Consider the following 18,750-nt stretch of genomic DNA (forward strand, 5'->3'; position numbering starts at 1 on the left):
TATTCTAAGGAGGACCCAGTCATGAAATGGTACGCACTTTTTGTAGAGTCCGGAAAAGAAGAAACAGTTCAAAAATTTCTGCGTCTGCAGTTTGATGAGCAGGCTCTCTACTCAATCATACCCAAGAAAAAAGTCACAGAACGAAAAGCCGGAATCAAATACGAGGCACTCAAAAAGATGTTTCCGGGATATGTGCTGTTTAAAACGAAGATGACAGAGCGGACATTTCATAAAATCAAAGAACTCCCCATTTCATGCAGAATCGTGAATAACGGCGCATATTATTCCAAAGAGCGTAAAACCTATTTCACGACAATTAAGGATGAAGAAATCCTCCCTATCATTAGGCTGATCGGAGAAGGAGACACTGTAGATTATTCAAAAGTCTATATTGAAAATTCAAAAGTAACCGTTGCCTCAGGGCCTCTTAAAGGAATGGAAGGCATTATTAAAAAGATCGATAAAAGAAAAAGACGCGCCAAAATCTGCCTGTCTTTTATGGGACTGGACAAAATGGTCAACGTCGGAATTGAAGTGCTCTCCAAACCCTAGCATTTCAAAAAAAGCATCAACAGCATGTGCCGTTGATGCCCTTTTTATATACAAACGAAAGCCCGACACCGAAATAACCCCGCTCACCACCGTCACGGTCAAACTTTTTGTTTTCAAGGAATAGTTGACCTGAAGCCGGGCTGCGCCCATGAGGCAAAATCACATTTAGGGGAAGATACATTTTAATCAAGAGCGGTGAATTGACGGTTGAGCTTGATGACGAAAAGCATGTGCTGACTTCGGGCGATGCCGCACAGTTATTTTAATTCCTCGGATGAACCGGTGACATATTTTATGCTGTTCTATTATGCTGAACCGGCTTAAACGCACATCAGGCTTCTTCAGACAGAAGCCTGACGGACCGCAACCCATTCTTGTATGCATTGAATCAGTTTCTGGACAGAAGGTGTCTGCGTCTCCTTTGCATGAGCTGTCAAAATGCCGAGCTGCCTGGAGACATACCGGTCGAACCGTTTGATGAGCACATCACAATCATTCACCAAAAGCTGCGGCAAGATGCTGATCCCCAGATTGTTCCGCACCATTGCAATAATCGCTTCATCCCCTCTGATTTGATAAGCGACCCGCGGCGTAATCTTTTCTTCCTTCAGCACTTTCAGCACATCAAAATGTGTCTCCGGATAAGGCACGATACATTTGACGGACTCCATGACATGTAACGGAACCGTTTCACATTGCGCCAATTCATGCTGCGGGCTCATCACCGCTACAATCTGATCCTCGGCCAACGGGTAAAAATGCCACCTCTCGCTGTGGGATGTCCCGATCGCCGCATCAATCCGGTCATCTTTCAGCCATTGTTCCAGTTCAGTAGAATTTCCTTCAAACAAATGCACCTTAATAGAAGGATACAGCTCATTAAATTCCCTCAAAATTTTCGGCAGCCATTTTACCGCCACGCTCGTAACAGTGCCGAGCCGGACTTCCCCTCTTTCTAACCCATTAATATTATCAACGGTTTGAGACAGTTTTTCATAGTTTTTTTGAATTTCCTTCATAATATGTAACACTTTCAAGCCATTTGCGGTGGGCCTCACTCCATGCCGCTGTCTGATCAAAAGCGGAAAACCGTACTCTTCCTCTAATTTACTGATCATTTGGCTGATGTTCGGCTGTGTGTAATTCAATATGGCAGCGGCTTGGGTCAGGCTGCCGCTTTCAACCGTTTTAATAAAGGCTAAATGCTTCTTTAAATCCAACCGACTTCATCTCCCAGATATCATTCTTTATTATCCAATGCATTAGTTATATTTAGTTTACTTATACATCAATCAAAAATAAAATGGCAATGTTTCCATCATTATACTTGATCACAAACAGAAGGTGAGCGTTTCAGCATGAGTTTTCTCATTCAATTTTTTATCGGCGGCACCGTTATGGTGGCCGCCGCGTATTTAAGCAAATCGAAATACTTATTTTTATCAGGCGTTATTACATTGCTGCCGATTATGACGTTACTGAATATTCACTTGCAGCTGAAAAATATGAGCGCCGACGATTTCAGAGCCGCTCAAAAAAACGGAATATTCGGTGCCTTCGGCGCGGTGATCTTCATCAGCTGTATTTTCATCCTGACAAACTGGTTCAAAGGAGGCCACGCAGTCATCGGTGCGTTTCTCATCTATATTTGCTATATGATCGGCTGTAAATGCCTGTTATGAAGATACGGCCACGCTGTGTATAAAAAAATGCCCGTCCAGAACAATAAGAACGATGTGTTCAGTTGTGAGCAGTTTATATGACTGAATGATCATGAGTTGTTATAATCAATGTCTAAAAACATTCCGGGAGGCGAAATAAATGGCCAGAAAATTATTCACACCATGGACCGTTAAAGATGTAACGATCAAAAACCGTATTGTTATGGCACCGATGTGCATGTATTCCTCACATGAGAAGGACGGAAAACTGCAGCCTTTTCATATGGCGCACTACATATCGCGTGCAATCGGACAAGTCGGCCTGATTATCGTGGAAGCGACAGCCGTTAATCCGCAGGGGCGCATTTCCGATCAGGATTTGGGCATTTGGAGCGATGATCATATCGAAGGTTTTGCCAAACTGACGGAACAAGTGAAAGCGCAAGGATCTAAAATCGGCATTCAGCTTGCGCACGCCGGACGTAAAGCTGAGCTTGAGGGAGACATTTACGCTCCGTCAGCCATTCCGTTCGATGAGCAGTCCAAAACACCGGCTGAAATGACGACAGAACAAATTAAAGAAACCATTCAGGAATTCAAACAGGCAGCGGCGCGCGCGAAAGAAGCCGGCTTTGATATTATTGAACTTCATGCGGCACACGGCTACTTAATGCACGAATTTTTGTCCCCTCTGTCCAATCACCGTACAGACGAATACGGAGGCTCACATGAAAATCGCTACCGCTTCTTAGGCGAGACCATTGAAGCTGTCAAGGAAGTCTGGGACGGCCCGTTATTTGTCCGTATTTCTGCATCGGATTATACAGACAAAGGGCTGGACATTGCGGATCATATCGGTTTTGCGAAGTGGATGAAAGAACAGGGAGTCGACCTCATTGATTGCAGCTCAGGCGCACTCGTTCAAGCTGATATTAATGTCTTCCCAGGCTACCAAGTGAGCTTCGCAGAGAAAATCCGTGAACAGGCCGAAATCGCAACAGGCGCCGTCGGTTTGATAACGACGGGAACAATGGCGGAAGAAATTCTGCAAAACAACCGCGCTGACCTTATTTTTGTCGCAAGAGAACTTCTGCGCGATCCGCACTTTGCAAGGAGTGCAGCGAAGCAGCTGAATACTGAAATACCGTCACCGGTTCAATACGACAGAGCATGGTGATGAAGTGACAGCCGGAGTTTTTCGATCCGGCTGTCTCTTTTTTTATTTTTTGAGAAACGATTGCCGAAGCTTCTCCGTCTTCCCTATAGAACCAATTAGAGGGGATGACTCCAATGAAAGCAGCATGGATGGAAAGGACATATCTGATTGACGGGTGTCCGTTTTATACGAAACACCGTAAAGGCGCCGGCGAAGTGACGATCGTCTTTGAAGCCGGCTACGGCACTTCTTCTGAAACATGGACATCATTACTCGCTGACATAGATGAAGAATTTGGGGTTTTCACATATGACAGAGCCGGAATCGGCAAAAGCGGACGAAGCCGAAACAAGAGAACGGCGGACCATATGGTACAGGAATTAAACGCTCTTCTTCTGAAGGCCGGCGTCAAGCCTCCTTACCTTGTCGTCTCGCATTCATACGGCACGATTATCAGCAGACTTTGGGCGAGCCGGAACCGCCGGGATATTCTCGGGATGGTGCTGCTTGATCCGGTTTCTGAGGATCAGGAGACGAAAGTGCTTCCGCTTCTTCCCGAAGAAATGAAGGCCGCCTATTTGAAACAGTTCAAATTGGAAGGATCACACGCGGAATTTTTGACGAGCCTTAGGCAGATCAAGCATCAGCAGATTCACTTCGGCGATATGCCGCTGTTGATTTTATCATCGGGAGAGCGGGATGAGCGCTTAAAGCACGCTCATGAACAATGGGTGAAACTGCACAGAAGCATGCTTGATGTCTCTTATCAAAGCGGATGGATTCAGGCCAAAAACAGTTCTCATGCCATTCATCACGATGAACCGCACATCGTCCACCTTGCCATTTATGATGTTTGGTGCGCGGTGCGCCAGCAAATGAATGCTCCTGCCTATCAGGCGGTAAACTGATAAAACAAAAGCCATTGTGCAACGGCACAATGGCTTTTGTTATCGTGATCTATTTTGTCTCACGATGCAACGTATACTTTTTCAACCGGGGTGAATACTTTTTCATTTCTAACCGGTCCGGATTCGTCCGTTTGTTCTTCGTCGTAATATAATTTCTGTCCCCTGTCTCTGTACAGGCCAATGTAACATTCACACGCATCATTTTCACCCCTTCAAATCGTAATTATTACGTTTTATTATATCTCATCAGAAAAAAATGTCAAGCGTCCATTTTTTAAGACCGCTCCACAGTGACCTCCATGAAGTCAAATGCGATCTTACTGTTTTCAAATACCGCTTTCGCCTCATGTTCGAGACGCTCTATCGGCGATTCTCCCTGATACCTTGCGCTGATATGAGTTAAGATCAGCTGTTTGGCGCCTGCTTTTTTTGCCGTTTGCGCAGCCTGTTCTGTCGTCGCGTGATAATAATTATGTGCGAGCTTTGCATCTTCCTTTGCAAATGTTGCTTCATGAACAAGCACATCCGCATTGCGCGCCAGCTCCGTTACCCGCTCTGATACCCTCGTATCCCCGGAAAAAGCGACGATTCTTCCTTTTTTCGGGGGTTCCAGAAAATCCCGCCCGTTAATGATTCTGCCATCGTCAAGTGTGACCGTTTCGCCTTTTTTGAGTTTCTGATAGACAGGTCCGGGCGGAATATTCATTTCTTTCAATCTGCCGGCCTGCAATGCGCCGGGAATATCCTTTTCCTGAACCCGGTAGCCGAACGCTTCCACACCGTGAATGACGGATGCTGCGGTAACAATGAATTGCTCATCTTCAAAAACCGTCCCCTCTTCGATTTCATGTACGGTAAGAGGATACGTCAGATGAGTCGCCGTCACGTTCAGGCTTGTTTCGATAAAGGCTTTAATGCCTTTTGGCCCGTAAATCGTCAGCTCTTCTTCACCGCCCTGAAATGAACGGCTCCCCAACAGACCCGGAAGACCGTAAACATGGTCGCCGTGAAGGTGGGTGATGAAAATCTTTTCAATTTTCCTCGGTTTGATTGTTGTATGTAATATCTGATGCTGAGTGGCTTCTCCGCAATCAAACAGCCATACGGAACGCCTTTCTTCAAGAAGCTTCAGCGCGACGGACGTTACGTTTCTCGTCTTTGCCGGCATGCCGGCCCCCGTCCCTAAAAATAATAATTCCACAATGCTTCCTCCTAGATCTTTGTACTACTAAGGATACAGGATCAGACTGAAAATGTGAATTCACCCGGGCCTTCTCCGGCCTGATTAATTTTTTTCCGCAAACCGCAAAAAACAGGCTGAAATGTTTGCTTTCAATGAATTTTAGATTTAAAATGAAGGAAATATGCGGGGTTTTAAACCATGCTTCAGATAAAGTGAGGTACTCTAAGTGAAAACAAACGACAAACCAAAAGCAGTAATTGTAATATTTGGTGCCACAGGGGATTTGGCAAAACGAAAACTTTACCCATCCATTCACCGTTTATATAAAAATGGTCAAATTGGTGAAGAGTTTGCAGTTGTAGGTGTTGGAAGAAGACCTTGGTCAAACGAGGACCTCCGGGAAACCGTTAAAACGTCTGTTTCTTCTGCCGGGCAAAAAGACATAGACGATTTCACATCTCATTTTTATTACCATCCGTTTGATGTAACGAATCCGGGTTCCTATCAGGAGCTGAATGTCCTGCTTGATCAGCTTGAACATACATATGAAATCCCGAACAACAGAATGTTTTACTTGGCGATGGCTCCTGAGTTTTTCGGCACGATCGCAAAATCACTTAAAAACGAAGGTGTCACAGCGACAAATGGCTGGTCCCGTCTCGTCATTGAAAAACCGTTCGGCCATGACCTGCCGAGTGCGAAAGAGCTTAACAAAGAAATACGCGAAGCTTTCACGGAAGATCAAATTTACCGGATCGACCATTACTTAGGCAAACAAATGGTTCAAAATATCGAAGTCATCCGGTTTGCGAATGCGCTGTTTGAGCCGCTGTGGAATAACCGCTACATCTCAAACATCCAGATTACGTCAAGTGAGGATCTTGGCGTTGAGGATCGTGCGAGATATTATGAGAAATCAGGCGCACTCCGTGATATGGTTCAAAACCATATTTTACAAATGGTCGCTCTCTTGGCGATGGAACCGCCGATTAAACTGAACACGGAAGAAATCCGCAGCGAAAAAGTGAAGGTGCTGAGAGCTCTCCGCCCTGTCGCCCCAAACGAAGTGAGCGACTACTTCGTCCGCGGACAATACCAAGCGGGAACGATTGACGGAAACTCTGTACCGAGCTATACAGATGAGCATAATGTAGCACCGGATTCCAATACGGAAACGTTCGTGTCCGGAAAGCTGTTGATCGATAACTTCCGCTGGGCCGGCGTTCCGTTTTATATCCGCACAGGGAAACGGATGAAAGAAAAATCAACGAAAATCGTCGTTCAATTTAAAGACATTCCGATGAACCTTTATTACGGCAATGAAACGAATGTAAATCCGAACCTGCTTGTCATCCATATTCAGCCGGATGAAGGCATTACACTATATCTGAATGCTAAAAAATTAGGCGGAGCCGCTCATGCTCAGCCGATTAAGCTGGATTACTGCAGCAACTGCAGTGACGAAATGAACACACCGGAAGCCTATGAAAAATTAATCCATGACTGTCTGCTCGGTGATGCGACAAACTTTGCCCATTGGGACGAAGTGGCGCTTTCATGGAATTTCGTCGATGTGATTTCCGAAACGTGGGCAGCCGACAAAACCCTTTCTCCGAATTATGAAGCCGGGTCAATGGGACCGAAAGCTTCGGACGATCTTCTTGAAAAAGACGGTCTCCACTGGTGGAATATATAAGAAAACATCAAAAACCGCGGCGCCGTTCATGACGGTCCGCGGTTTTTGATATCAGAAAAGCCCCCGCAATAACTGCGGGGGCTTCTTCATTACTTCATCCATTCAGTATGGAAAATGCCTTCTTTATCTGTGCGTTCATACGTATGCGCGCCGAAGTAATCACGCTGCGCTTGAATCAAGTTTGCAGGAAGCACTGCCGTACGGTAGCTGTCGTAATACGCAAGTGCGCTTGAGAACGAAGGTACCGGCACGCCTTGGGCTACGGCAAGTGAAATCACTTGGCGAAGGGCGCCTTGGTAGCTTTCTGCAATGTTTTTGAAGTAGCTGTCTAACAGCAGGTTGTCAAGCTCCGGTTCACGGTCATATGCGTCTTTGATCTTTTGCAGGAACGCCGCGCGGATGATACAGCCGCCGCGGAAAATCATCGCGATTTCACCGTATTTCAGATCCCAGTTATATTCTTCAGACGCGGCTTTCATTTGGGCGAAGCCTTGTGCGTAAGAACAGATTTTACTCATGAAGAGCGCTTTTCTGACCGCTTCAATCAGCTCTTCTTTATTTTCAGTAACCGGCTTAACGTCTGGTCCGGACAGAAGGCTGCTTGCTTTCACACGCTCTTCTTTCATTGCGGAAATGAAACGCGCAAAAACAGATTCAGTGATAATCGGAAGCGGCACGCCTAAGTCAAGAGCGCTTTGGCTTGTCCATTTACCCGTTCCTTTTTGGCCTGCTTTATCAAGGATCACGTCAACAAGCGGTTTGCCCGTTTCTTCATCTTTTTTAGTGAAAATGTCAGCCGTGATTTCGATCAGATAGCTGTCAAGCTCTCCTTTGTTCCACTCAGCGAATACTTCGTGAAGCTCTTCGGCAGACAATCCGAGCACCTGTTTCAAAATGAAATATGACTCAGAGATCAGCTGCATGTCACCGTATTCGATACCGTTGTGCACCATTTTTACATAGTGCCCCGCTCCGTCCGGGCCGATGTATGTCGTACAAGCTTCTCCGTCCACTTTAGCAGAAATGGCTTCTAAAATCGGTTTCACGAGTTCATGCGCTTCCTTTTGGCCGCCCGGCATAATAGAAGGCCCTTTCAGCGCTCCCTCTTCACCGCCTGATACACCCGTTCCGATAAAGTGAATGCCGCTTTCGGCAAGCTCTTTGTTCCGGCGCTGTGTATCTTTATAGTATGTATTTCCGCCGTCAATCAAAATATCGTCTTTTTCCAGATGAGGAAGAAGAGATTGAATCGTCGCATCCGTTGCAGTTCCCGCTTTAACCATTAATAAAATTTTACGGGGTGTTTCAAGAGACTGGACAAACTCCTCAATGCTGTATGTACCGACAACATTTTTGCCTTTTGCCTCTTCTAAAAACTCTTCCGTTTTGCTGCTTGATCTGTTGTATACAGACACAGAAAATCCCCGGCTTTCGATGTTAAGAGCCAGATTTTTACCCATTACCGCAAGACCGATAACTCCGATTTGTTGTTTTGACATATTCTAACGTCCCTTCTTCAAACGTTTAACCATTTTAAAATTTAAATTAAAATAAAATGATATTTATACTAAAGAAATTATCATACATAACCCCTTTTTTCAAGTTATTCACCTTTTCTTTTCATCCTGGAAAAAGTCTCTGTTAAAGCTCGTTCCCCTTGTTTTGCTTTCTTCTTTTTTTATAACGGCGCCTTTTCTGATCAGGTTTTGGCCGTACTTTTCATTCAGCTCGTTCATCATCTGAAAAATCGGCTCATCCTTTGCGTCCTCCTTGAATGAAAACAGATCAAGCTGTTTATACGCCTGCTGTTTTTCAACCAGTTCCGTTCCGGTGATGCCGAGAAGCCTTACCGGATTTTGGTTCCAGTGCTTGTCAAACAGTTCCATCGCCGCTTCCATGATGTCTTCTTTCTGATCAGCCGGATTGCTGAGGGTCATGCTTCTTGTGACCGTTTTCCAATCCGCATACCGAATCATGATGAACAGCCGGCAGGCCATGACCTCCTTACGCTGGAGCCGTTCGCTCACAGACAGCGCGAGCCGGTCAAACACGCCCGTTAATTCATCCCAGTCAGCCGAATCATGCGACAGGGTGGATGAGTTGCCGACGCTTTTAAATTCATATATCCGCTCGGGATTGACTTCTGCAGGATGGATGCCGTTCGCTTTATCCTTCAGCCTCGGGCCGTTTATGCCGAGAAGCGTTTTCAGCGCATGTTCATCTCCTTTTGCCAAATCACCGATCGTTTTGATGCCGAGCGTTTTTATTTTTTCCGCAGTTTTCGTTCCTATACCGTGCATCTCTTCAATCGGAAGAGGCCATAATACGTCCGGCAGCTCTCTTTTTCTTAAAATGGTGATGCCGAGCGGTTTTTTCATGTCAGAAGCCATTTTAGCGAGAAATTTATTCGGGGCGATGCCGATGCTTGACGGAAGCAAAAGCTCTTTTTGCAGTCTCGCCTGAATGTCTTCGGCTGTCTCATACGCCCTGTGGCTGTGCGGTGTGTCCGTAATATCCATGTATCCTTCATCAATAGAAACAGGCTCGACTAAATCCGTATACTCCCTCAGAATGCTGAACATTTCTTTTGACGAACTCCGATAGCGGTCAAAATTCGGAGGCACGACGATGAGTTCCGGACAGAGGCGTTTTGCCCGCCACACCGGCATGGTGGTCTTTACGCCCCGCGCTCTCGCTTCATAGCTGCAGGTGACGATGATTCCTTTCCGTTCCTTCACGTTTCCGGCAACGGCGATAGGTTTTCCTCTTAAAGACGGATCATACGCCATTTCTACGGAGGCATAAAAACTGTTCATATCGATATGAAATATAATTCTCCCTTTTCCGGCCACTCCCGGCGCCTCCTTTCCTTTCATAGACAACCTTATATATATGTAGTAAAATAAGAGCTGAATGGATGTGATAAAATGATTCTTGAGTCAATGAATGACTTTTTATTTTTAGTCGATTTTTTCACAATTATTCTTCCCGCTCTGACCGCGATCGGCATCGCTTTTCTTTTGCGTGAGCGCCGCGCAGGCGAGCATTGGAGAACGAAACGAATAGATGAACATCAAGCAGTCGTTCAGCTGAACCGAACAGACTTTCTTATTATTATATATCATCGCATTACAACTTGGATACGTAAAGTCATCCGCATGAATTCACCGGCGAATGATGATGAAGATGTCAGCTTCCTCCTTTTATAACGGCAAGTGAAGATAAAAAGGAGGAGACATAATTGTCTAAAACATATCAAAAATGGATTGCATTCGGATTGTTTTTTATCGTACTGTGCACAGGCCGCTCGGCTTTTGCGGCGACATCTCAGACTCAGACGGGAGGCCTCGGGAATATCGGTTTTTTCCACGATTACCTGATCGAGCCGTTTTCGGCACTTTTAAAAGGCGTGGCGGGCCTGTTCCACGGTGAGTACGGACTGTCGATTATTCTGGTGACGATTATCGTCCGGATCGTTGTATTGCCTTTGTTTGTGAACCAATTTAAGAAACAGCGGGTGTTCCAGGAAAAAATGGCTGTGATCAAACCGCAGGTCGACAGCATTCAGGCTAAAATGAAACAAACGAAAGATGCGGAGAAACAAAAAGAACTGCAAATGGAAATGATGAAGCTTTACCGTGAGCACAATCTGAATCCGATGGCAATGGGATGTCTTCCGATGCTGGTGCAATTCCCGATTTTGATCGGTTTTTATTACGCCATCCGCTCAACGCCGGAAATCGCTTCACACTCATTTCTGTGGTTCAGCTTAGGGCATTCTGATATTCTTGTATCTTTGTGCGCGGGGGCCATGTATTTCTTACAAGCTTATATTTCCCAAAAATTAAACGAGAAATATTCACCGGCTGCTCAAAATCCGGCCGCGATGCAGTCAGCAAAAATCATGGTCTTTATTTTCCCTGTCATGATGACCGTTTTTTCACTTAACGTACCGGCTGCGCTGCCGCTTTACTGGTTTACAAGCGGACTGTTTTTGACAGTGCAGAATGTACTTTTACAGCAGACGCATCATAAAAAGAAACAAGCTGCGGCTCAGGCGGAGCCCGCCAAATCATAATACTGAAACCCTGCCCGAACTATCCGGCAGGGTTTTTTTCTTGTATCTGCAAGGCTTTAAACCAATTATCATGAAGAATGAAAAAAGCACCCAATCAACTGGGTGCTTCGTTTTTAGTTGGCCGCTGTTTCGATAATGGCAACGACCATTTCCGCCGTTTTGACGAGCTCTTCAATCGGCATTTTTTCATTTTTCGTATGGATTTGTTCATAGCCTACTGACAGGTTGACTGTCGGAATGCCGTGGCCGGCAATGACGTTTGCGTCACTTCCGCCGCCGCTTGTCTGAAGTTCGCTCGGCCGGCCGATTTTTGCCGCCGCTTTTTTCGCGACTTCCACAACCTGATCGCCGTCCTGATATTTGAAACCCGGATACATAACCGCGATGTCCACTTCCGCGCGGCCTCCCATCTCAGCTGCAGCAGATTCGAAAGCTTCTTTCATTTTCTGCACTTGCGCTTCCATTTTTTCAGGCACTAATGAACGCGCTTCAGCCAGAATATCAACCTGGTCGCAGACGATATTGGTTTGCGTGCCGCCTTCGAAACGTCCGATATTAGCCGTTGTTTCTTTATCAATGCGGCCGAGCGGCATTTTTGAGATTGCTTTTGATGCGATGGTAATCGCGGAGATGCCTTTTTCCGGTTCTACCCCCGCATGAGCCGTTTTCCCGAAAATGGTTGCTCTCACTTTCGCTTGTGTCGGCGCGGCTACAATAATGTTACCGACTTTTCCGTCTGAATCAAGCGCAAAACCGTATTTCGCGGTAATGTCTGAACGATCCATTGCTTTTGCCCCGACTAATCCCGATTCTTCTCCGGCCGTGATAATGAATTCAATGGTGCCGTGCTCGATGTTTTGTTCTTTCAGCACTTTAATGGCTTCAAACATTGCGGCAAGACCCGTCTTATCATCAGCGCCGAGAATCGTCGTGCCGTCGGATTTTACATAGCCGTCTTCCACAATCGGCTTAACGCCTTTGCCCGGGACAACCGTGTCCATGTGCGATGTGAAATAAATCGTATCCGCATCTTTTGTGCCCTTTAACGTACAGATTAAGTTGCCGGCTCCATGCCCCGTCACTTCTTTTGTATCATCTTCTTTTACGCTCAACCCTAAATCAGTGAATTTTTGTTTGAGCACCTTGCTGATTTCCGCTTCATGTTTTGTCTCTGAATCAATTTGAACGAGTTCAAGAAATTCTTCAAGCAGACGTTTTTCGTTTACCATTTTCAGTTCCCTCCGTTTAAAGCGGTATATTACCGTGCTTTTTTTTCGGTCTTTCCTCTTCCTTATGCGCAAGCATGTCAAATGCCTGAATCAATTTTTTCCTCGAGTCTTCCGGCCGGATGATATCATCCACCATTCCGCAGGCCGCCGCTTTATACGGACCGGCGTTTTCCTTTTCGTATATGGCTTTTTTTTCGCGCTTCGTTTTCTCTGGGTCGTCAGAAGCCTGTATGTCTCTGCTGTATAAAATCGACGCCGCGCCTTCCGCTCCCATCACGGCGATTTCCGCATTGGGCCAGGCGAATACAAGATCTGCCCCGAGCCCTTTCGAATTCATGGCGACATAGGCGCCTCCGTAGGCTTTTCTGATGATGAGCGTCACTTTCGGCACCGTCGCTTCGGCAAAAGCATACAGCAATTTTGCTCCGTGACGGATGATTCCCGCATGTTCCTGCTGAAAGCCCGGAAGAAATCCCGGAACATCAGCGATCGTCAATAGCGGAATATGAAACGCGTCACAAAAACGGATGAATCTCGACGCTTTGTCAGCGGCATCAATCGTGAGGCTCCCCGCCAAGTGTTTCGGCTGGTTTGCGACAACACCGACTGTACGCCGTCCGAGTTTCAGAAAACCGACAGCAATGTTTTTGCCAAAATACGGCTGAATGTCAAAAAACGTTCCGTCATCCGCCAGCTCTTTTATTACCTGTAACACATCGTAAGGTTTCGAACTGTCCGCGGGAACGAGGGTGTTTAATAACGGTCTGGCGTCTTCCTTTTTAACGGGCAATGCCGTCTGTCCGCCGTGCGGGAGATAAGAAAGCAGGGTTTTCACAGCGGAAAGAGCCTCTTTTTCCGTTCGTGCGGAATAGTGGGCATTTCCGCTTATCACATTATGTATTCCCGCACCGCCTAAACTTTCCGCGTCAATCTGTTCACCCGTCACCTGTTCAATGACTTTCGGGCCTGTAATAAACATGTGCGACGTATGTTCCGCCATAATCACAAAATCCGTCAATGCGGGTGAATAAACAGCACCGCCGGCACACGGCCCAAGGATGACAGAAATTTGCGGAATCACTCCCGAGTAAAGGACGTTGCGCCTAAAGATATGACCGTATCCATTTAATGATACCACACCCTCTTGAATTCTCGCACCACCTGAGTCGTTCAGCCCGATGATCGGGGTTTTATTTTTCGCCGCCAGATCCATTACCGCCGCGATTTTTTCCGCATGTGTCTCGCCGAGCGTCCCGCCGAGTACGGTAAAGTCATGGGCAAACAAATACACGGGCCGTCCGTCAATTGTGCCGTATCCGGTAACAACGCCGTCTCCCGGAGCATTCTGGCATCCGGGCATGCGGCTTTTGGCAAACGGCTGCAGCTCTGAAAAACTGTCTTCGTCCAATAAATAGTCAATTCTTTCTCTTGCCGTCAGCTTGCCTTTTTTGTGCTGTTTTTCATTTTTTTCCGCTCCGCCGCCGTTTGTTAAAAAGGAACGTCTTTCATTTAAGTGTCTGATATGATCACTCATGCTCATCTTGAGTTTCTCCTTTTTCAATTGTTTCACAAAGCTCAATCAGGACCCCGTTCGCCTCTTTTGGAGAGAGAAATGCGATCTTCTTCCCGCCCGCTCCGTTTTGCGGTTCATGATGGATCAAAGTCATGCGGCATGCTTCAAGCTCCTTGATCGTTTCCTTCATATCGGCGCAGCGGAATGCCAAATGATGCAGCCCTTCGCCTCTTTTCTGTAAAAAAGAGCTGACGGGAGACGCGTCCGACAGCGGCTCAATCAGCTCAAGCTTTGTGCCTCCCGCTTCTAAAAAAGCAACTCTCACATTTTGGCCGCTTACCAGCTCGTCTCCGATATACGTAAGCCCGAGCATCCGTTCGTAAAATCCTCTCGCGGCTTCAATAGAGCTGACGGCAATGCCGACATGATCAAGTTTTTTCATAGCGCGGCCACCTGCTTTCCGCCATAGGATATGGCTTGTTCATACAAGCAAAACACGTTAAAATGATAGACAGTAATCTTAAGGAGTGAAACAATGTCTCAAAAATTTATGAAAAGCGCCGTCATCGTCATTTTGGGCGTATTTATACTTTCAACCCTCCTCTCAGGCATTATGATGTATTTGCGGTAAAAAAGCAGGCGCCTCATTGCAAGGGGGTTTCCTGCTTTTTTATGAGGGCTTTCCGCTCTATTGCAATGTCCTCGAATGAGCGGTTTTCTTTTGTAATCAATACTTTCGTTCCGGGAGGGATAATCCGGAAAATACGGATGACATCCCGGTTTTTCATACGGATACAGCCGTTTGATACAAACCCCCCGATCAGCTCTTCTCTGTTTGTTCCGTGAATGCCGTATATCCTGCCGTCAGTTCCTTTCGCGTCAAAACCGATCCAGCGGACGCCGAGCGGGTTTTCCGGCGCGCCTCCCTTCACATTTTTCTTCCGGTAATACGGATTGACGGCTTTGACCGTTACCGTAAATTCTCCTTCAGGCGTTAAATCATCCGTTTTTCCCGTCGCCACCTGATAAATGCCTTCTATTCGGTTATCCTTCACAACAGCAAGCGCATTTGTGGCTTTATTGACGATAATATAAGGGTCACCCGGCAAAGGGTTCGCGCCAAGCGGCCAAAGCGGAGACAGCAGCAGGGCGGCTGACAATAAAAAAAATCGCATGGGCTCCCCTCCTTTTTTCATTAGAATGACCAATGAAAGGAGGACTCATGCGATTGATCCATATGTTTTTTACAGCTTGATGCCTTTGAAATAACTTTTAATCACGAGATATTGTTCCATCTCACCGAGGAGGTGGAACAAAGCCGCCCGCGCTTCAAACTCCTCGCGCGTTGCCGGGAGCGGCATTTCTTCAAATTCCGTTCTCATTTCTGCAAGTCTTTTTAAAAATTTATGAGCGGTATTGCCGGGATGAATGGCTTCCCTTAATTCATGGATGAAATGGGCGATTATTTTGCCCTGCTCCACCGTTATTGAAATAGAGGTAATCTTCGGCAGCAGCCGTTCAATGATTTCAAATTGTTTCTGTCTCATCTTAAAATAATGATAGTAAAGATTTTCATGGCGCAAAATATGATTCTGCACGTCCCGATAGGCGAGGTTTTTCGCCTCTTGAATCATCTGATGCGTCTCCGGTATTTCCTTCCCCGACCAATCTTGCTCACCAGTTAACAAATACCGTTCGATTTCGGCGAAGATGACGGAAAAGTTGTCCTCGATTTTTTTCCGGTACGCCGCGAGTTTTCTGTCGAGGCTCGGCATATACAGATTCATTAACAGCGCGACGCCGATACCTACGGTGATCAGCTGGAACTCATTCCAGATAAACGCCATCGTAATGCCGCCGGACATATATAAATGAAGAATGATTACTGAGCTGGTGACGATCCCTTCGTTTATTTTTAAAACGACTGTAGTCGGAATGAACAGCACCAGCAATATTCCGATCGCAAACGGATAATAGCCGATCAGCCCGAAAAAGACATATGAGAAGACGATCGCCAATAAACAGGCGGCAAATCGGGCCCACGAGGCCTGAAGCGACCGCTTTTGCGTAATCTGGATGCACAATATGGTGATGATTCCTGCGGATGCGAAGTTTTGCAGATGCAACAGCTGGGCTAAATAAATGGCCAGCGCCGTTCCAAGTGCGGTCTTTAGTGTGCGGTAACCGATTTTAAACATTGCTTGCTCCATTCTGTTTGTTTCTTTCTCAAAAAAAAGAAGAAGAGCATTCTTCTTCTTTTCTTCCAGTTATATTTTATAATATTTTTTCTAAAAAGTCCTGTGCTCTTTTTGACTTCGGAGAAAGAAAAAATTCTTCCGGCTGCCCGTCTTCCACGATCGTCCCTTCATCCATGAATAATACGCGGTCTGCCACTTCTTTGGCAAATCCCATTTCGTGCGTTACGATCACCATCGTCATGCCCGTCTGCGCGAGCTCTTTCATCACCTCAAGAACTTCTTTGACCATTTCCGGGTCAAGAGCCGAGGTCGGTTCATCAAACAGCATGATGTCAGGATTCATGGCAAGCGCCCGCGCGATGGCGACCCGCTGCTTCTGTCCGCCTGACAAACGGTTCGGATAGTCGTTCCGTTTGTCAAGCAGTCCGACTTTTTCAAGGAGGGCGCACGCCTTTTCCTCCGCCTCGTTTTTAGACTCTTTCTTCACGCTGACCGGCGCGTATGTGATATTTTCAAGCACCGTTTTATGAGGAAACAAATGAAAATGCTGAAATACCATGCCGATATTTTCCCGCACTTTCAGTTTATTCGTTTTAGCTGCGGTAATTTCATTTTCTTTAATGGCAATCGTTCCGCCGCTTGGGTTTTCCAGCAGATTTAAGCAGCGCAGAAACGTTGATTTGCCGGAACCGGAAGGACCGATGACAGCGACGACTTCCCCTTCTTCGATCTGTGTTGAAATGTTTTTCAGTACTTCATGTTTCCCGAATGATTTTGACAGGTTGTCGACCTTAATCATTGGCTTTCAGCTTCCTTTCTACGCCTTTTCCGATGAATGCTAAGATCAAAACGAGCACGTAATAGATTAAGCCCGCCACAATAAGAGGTTCTAAATAGTTGTATGTTGCGGCACCGGACTGGTAGGCCCGTCTCATAATGTCGCCAAGACCGATAACTGTGACGATCGCCGATTCTTTCGTTAAGGTGATTAATTCGTTAATAATAGCCGGAGAAATGTTTTTAAACGCCTGCGGCAGCAGCAGATCTTTCATCATTTTTCCGTACGGCACGCCGAGAGCGACGGCAGCCTCTTTTTGTCCTTTGTCAATTGCGTTGATTCCCGCTCTGATAATTTCAGAGACGTAAGCGGCTGAATTGAGCGATAATGCGGTGACCGCCGCCCAAAATTGATCGATCTGAAAGCCCAGAAGCTGCGGCATACCGAAATAGATGATCATCAGCTGCAGCACGAGCGGCGTGCCGCGGAATATCGAAGTATAAAAATCCGCAATCCATTTCAGCGGACTGATCGTGCTGATTTTAAATAAGCTGAGCACGATGCCTAATACAAGACCGATGACCGCCGAAACGAGCACAATTTTTAATGTGACCGCAAGGCCTTCCAATATAAAAGGAATTTGGGGGATTGTCGCTGAGAAATCCAAATTCATACGTGTGATCTCCTTTGTCTTTATTCAAGATAAAAAGCTCAACGAAAAGTTGAGCTTTCTTTTATTTCTCGTTGGTGAACCATTTTTTCTTCAGTTTTTCGATTTCTCCGTTTTTCTCCATTTCTTTCAGCGCTTTGTTGAACTTCGCTGTCAGATCACTGTCTTTGCGGAACGCAATCGCGGAACCCGATTCGTCTGATTTCGCATCTGCTGACGCAAAGCCCTGCAGATCTTGATTTGAACTGAAATAGCCTTGTGCTACGATGTCTTCGATAATCGCGGCATCAAAACGCCCGGATTTGATCTCTTCGGTTAAGTCTGAAATCCGGTTGCGGTCTTCGAGCTGAAAACCGTATTTCGAAGCGAGCTTCTTGCCTTTTTCCTCTTGAATGGAGCCGAGCTGAACACCGACGGTTTTGCCTTTCAGATCATTCAGGGATTTAATGCTGCTTCCCTTTTTCGTAACGATCATATTGTTAGCAGTATAATAAATATCAGAAAAATCAACTTGCTTTTTCCGTTCCGGTGTAGGTGTCATTCCAGATAAAATCATATCTACCTGCTTGGACTTCAAGGCTGTAATCAGGCTGTTGAAGTCCATGTCCTGCACCTCAACGTCATAGCCGGTCTTTTTGCCCAGAGCTTTTGCCAGATCAACGTCAAACCCGGTGATCTGATCACCGTCTTTATATTCAAATGGTTTATAGTCAGCCGATGTACCCATAATCAGCTTGTTCTTTCCGCCCTCTGAGCCTGAATTGCCTGATCCGCAGGCGGACAGCGCAAAGGTGATACATGCGGTAGCTAATACCAACAGCCATTTCTTCATGATTCATTTCCCCCATATCTACTGATCTCTTAAATTTGAATATTTATTCGTTAACTTGTATTTTAAACACTTTTTAATTGTGATGCAATACTATTTTCGAAAAATATATTTTCCTTTCTGTGTTTATTATAGTCATTGTTTTTCAGATTAGTGACAGCTGAACGCCGATGTATATATATTTATATTTATACAGATTCCATATAAAAAAACCCCGCAAGCGGGGACTGCCCCCCGTTTTTGAGACAGGGGTCAAAACACCTTTTAAACAGCCAATTGCCGATAGTTTATCGGTGATT

Annotated in this window: 21 protein-coding genes; 8 read left to right on the forward strand and 13 right to left on the reverse strand. The window is 46.0% G+C overall.

The window, feature by feature from the left end; translation table 11 throughout:
- Window positions 1-21: 21 nt before the first annotated feature.
- On the forward strand, window positions 22-552 hold the full coding sequence (loaP, locus tag AC1RRX_RS18955; protein ID WP_007408401.1) for an antiterminator LoaP: 531 nt from the start codon (window positions 22-24) through the stop codon (window positions 550-552).
- A gap of 341 nt (window positions 553-893) precedes the next feature.
- Here loaP and AC1RRX_RS18960 read toward each other — a convergent pair whose 3' ends face one another.
- Complete coding sequence (locus tag AC1RRX_RS18960) at window positions 894-1,772, reverse strand: LysR family transcriptional regulator (RefSeq protein WP_144465006.1); 879 nt, start codon at window positions 1,770-1,772, stop codon at window positions 894-896.
- Window positions 1,773-1,910: 138 nt separating this feature from the next.
- Between AC1RRX_RS18960 and AC1RRX_RS18965 the strand changes: the two genes are divergently transcribed.
- The 3 genes from AC1RRX_RS18965 to AC1RRX_RS18975 all read left to right on the forward strand — a co-directional run bounded on the left by AC1RRX_RS18965 (window position 1,911) and on the right by AC1RRX_RS18975 (window position 4,277).
- Window positions 1,911-2,234 (forward strand): GlpM family protein, encoded by a 324-nt coding sequence (locus tag AC1RRX_RS18965; RefSeq protein ID WP_007408398.1) that lies wholly within the window; start codon window positions 1,911-1,913, stop codon window positions 2,232-2,234.
- A 139-nt stretch (window positions 2,235-2,373) separates the two neighbouring features.
- Window positions 2,374-3,390, forward strand: a complete 1,017-nt coding sequence (namA, locus tag AC1RRX_RS18970; protein WP_003153250.1) for an NADPH dehydrogenase NamA — start codon at window positions 2,374-2,376, stop codon at window positions 3,388-3,390.
- Window positions 3,391-3,503: 113 nt separating this feature from the next.
- A complete protein-coding gene (locus tag AC1RRX_RS18975; protein ID WP_007408397.1) occupies window positions 3,504-4,277 on the forward strand; it encodes an alpha/beta fold hydrolase in 774 nt (257 codons plus the stop codon).
- Between the two features lie 49 nt (window positions 4,278-4,326).
- On the opposite strand, the gene rpmG is transcribed toward AC1RRX_RS18975, so the two are convergent.
- A complete protein-coding gene (gene rpmG, locus AC1RRX_RS18980) occupies window positions 4,327-4,476 on the reverse strand; it encodes a 50S ribosomal protein L33 (RefSeq protein WP_003153246.1) in 150 nt (49 codons plus the stop codon).
- A 75-nt stretch (window positions 4,477-4,551) separates the two neighbouring features.
- Window positions 4,552-5,478 carry a ribonuclease Z gene (gene rnz / locus AC1RRX_RS18985; protein WP_061046628.1) on the reverse strand — a complete coding sequence of 309 codons (927 nt, stop codon included), beginning with the start codon at window positions 5,476-5,478 and terminating at the stop codon, window positions 4,552-4,554.
- Between the two features lie 208 nt (window positions 5,479-5,686).
- Between rnz and zwf the strand changes: the two genes are divergently transcribed.
- On the forward strand, window positions 5,687-7,156 hold the full coding sequence (gene zwf / locus AC1RRX_RS18990) for a glucose-6-phosphate dehydrogenase (RefSeq protein WP_020956056.1): 1,470 nt from the start codon (window positions 5,687-5,689) through the stop codon (window positions 7,154-7,156).
- 89 nt (window positions 7,157-7,245) lie between these two features.
- Here zwf and gnd read toward each other — a convergent pair whose 3' ends face one another.
- Together gnd and AC1RRX_RS19000 are read right to left on the reverse strand one after the other, a co-directional pair.
- On the reverse strand, window positions 7,246-8,655 hold the full coding sequence (gene gnd / locus AC1RRX_RS18995) for an NADP-dependent phosphogluconate dehydrogenase (RefSeq protein ID WP_007408395.1): 1,410 nt from the start codon (window positions 8,653-8,655) through the stop codon (window positions 7,246-7,248).
- 108 nt (window positions 8,656-8,763) lie between these two features.
- Window positions 8,764-10,008, reverse strand: coding sequence for a DNA polymerase IV (locus AC1RRX_RS19000; RefSeq protein WP_007408394.1), 1,245 nt, complete (start codon window positions 10,006-10,008; stop codon window positions 8,764-8,766).
- Between the two features lie 75 nt (window positions 10,009-10,083).
- Here AC1RRX_RS19000 and AC1RRX_RS19005 point away from each other — a divergent pair, with 75 nt between their 5' ends.
- Window positions 10,084-10,365, forward strand: a complete 282-nt coding sequence (locus AC1RRX_RS19005) for a hypothetical protein (protein ID WP_003153239.1) — start codon at window positions 10,084-10,086, stop codon at window positions 10,363-10,365.
- A gap of 32 nt (window positions 10,366-10,397) precedes the next feature.
- Entirely contained in the window at window positions 10,398-11,234 is an 837-nt protein-coding gene (locus tag AC1RRX_RS19010; RefSeq protein ID WP_007408393.1) for a membrane protein insertase YidC, read from the forward strand.
- A gap of 113 nt (window positions 11,235-11,347) precedes the next feature.
- Here AC1RRX_RS19010 and AC1RRX_RS19015 read toward each other — a convergent pair whose 3' ends face one another.
- From AC1RRX_RS19015 to mce, 3 genes are read right to left on the reverse strand one after another with little or no spacing between them, the layout of a single operon-like run.
- Window positions 11,348-12,463, reverse strand: a complete 1,116-nt coding sequence (locus AC1RRX_RS19015) for a tripeptidase T (protein ID WP_003153237.1) — start codon at window positions 12,461-12,463, stop codon at window positions 11,348-11,350.
- Window positions 12,464-12,479: 16 nt separating this feature from the next.
- On the reverse strand, window positions 12,480-14,003 hold the full coding sequence (locus AC1RRX_RS19020; protein WP_369878199.1) for an acyl-CoA carboxylase subunit beta: 1,524 nt from the start codon (window positions 14,001-14,003) through the stop codon (window positions 12,480-12,482).
- Complete coding sequence (gene mce / locus AC1RRX_RS19025; RefSeq protein ID WP_007408391.1) at window positions 13,990-14,418, reverse strand: methylmalonyl-CoA epimerase; 429 nt, start codon at window positions 14,416-14,418, stop codon at window positions 13,990-13,992. Before mce ends, AC1RRX_RS19020 begins: the two co-directional genes overlap by 14 nt.
- A gap of 93 nt (window positions 14,419-14,511) precedes the next feature.
- Between mce and prli42 the strand changes: the two genes are divergently transcribed.
- Window positions 14,512-14,607, forward strand: a complete 96-nt coding sequence (prli42, locus tag AC1RRX_RS19030) for a stressosome-associated protein Prli42 (protein ID WP_007408390.1) — start codon at window positions 14,512-14,514, stop codon at window positions 14,605-14,607.
- Window positions 14,608-14,620: 13 nt separating this feature from the next.
- Here the strand turns inward: prli42 and AC1RRX_RS19035 are convergent, their stop codons facing one another.
- From AC1RRX_RS19035 to artP, 5 genes are all read right to left on the reverse strand, one after another.
- Window positions 14,621-15,151, reverse strand: coding sequence for a L,D-transpeptidase (locus tag AC1RRX_RS19035; RefSeq protein WP_014418329.1), 531 nt, complete (start codon window positions 15,149-15,151; stop codon window positions 14,621-14,623).
- A gap of 69 nt (window positions 15,152-15,220) precedes the next feature.
- Window positions 15,221-16,174: an aromatic acid exporter family protein gene (locus AC1RRX_RS19040; protein ID WP_007408388.1), complete on the reverse strand. Its 954-nt coding sequence runs from the start codon at window positions 16,172-16,174 to the stop codon at window positions 15,221-15,223.
- Window positions 16,175-16,250: 76 nt separating this feature from the next.
- Window positions 16,251-16,973 (reverse strand): arginine ABC transporter ATP-binding protein ArtM, encoded by a 723-nt coding sequence (gene artM, locus AC1RRX_RS19045; protein WP_007408387.1) that lies wholly within the window; start codon window positions 16,971-16,973, stop codon window positions 16,251-16,253.
- Window positions 16,966-17,625, reverse strand: coding sequence for an arginine ABC transporter permease ArtQ (artQ, locus tag AC1RRX_RS19050; protein WP_003153227.1), 660 nt, complete (start codon window positions 17,623-17,625; stop codon window positions 16,966-16,968). Before artQ ends, artM begins: the two co-directional genes overlap by 8 nt.
- A gap of 61 nt (window positions 17,626-17,686) precedes the next feature.
- Window positions 17,687-18,454 (reverse strand): arginine ABC transporter substrate-binding protein ArtP, encoded by a 768-nt coding sequence (gene artP, locus AC1RRX_RS19055; protein WP_144465004.1) that lies wholly within the window; start codon window positions 18,452-18,454, stop codon window positions 17,687-17,689.
- Window positions 18,455-18,750: the final 296 nt, after the last annotated feature.

It is taken from the genome of Bacillus sp. GW821-FHT11D08 (genome assembly GCF_058808515.1).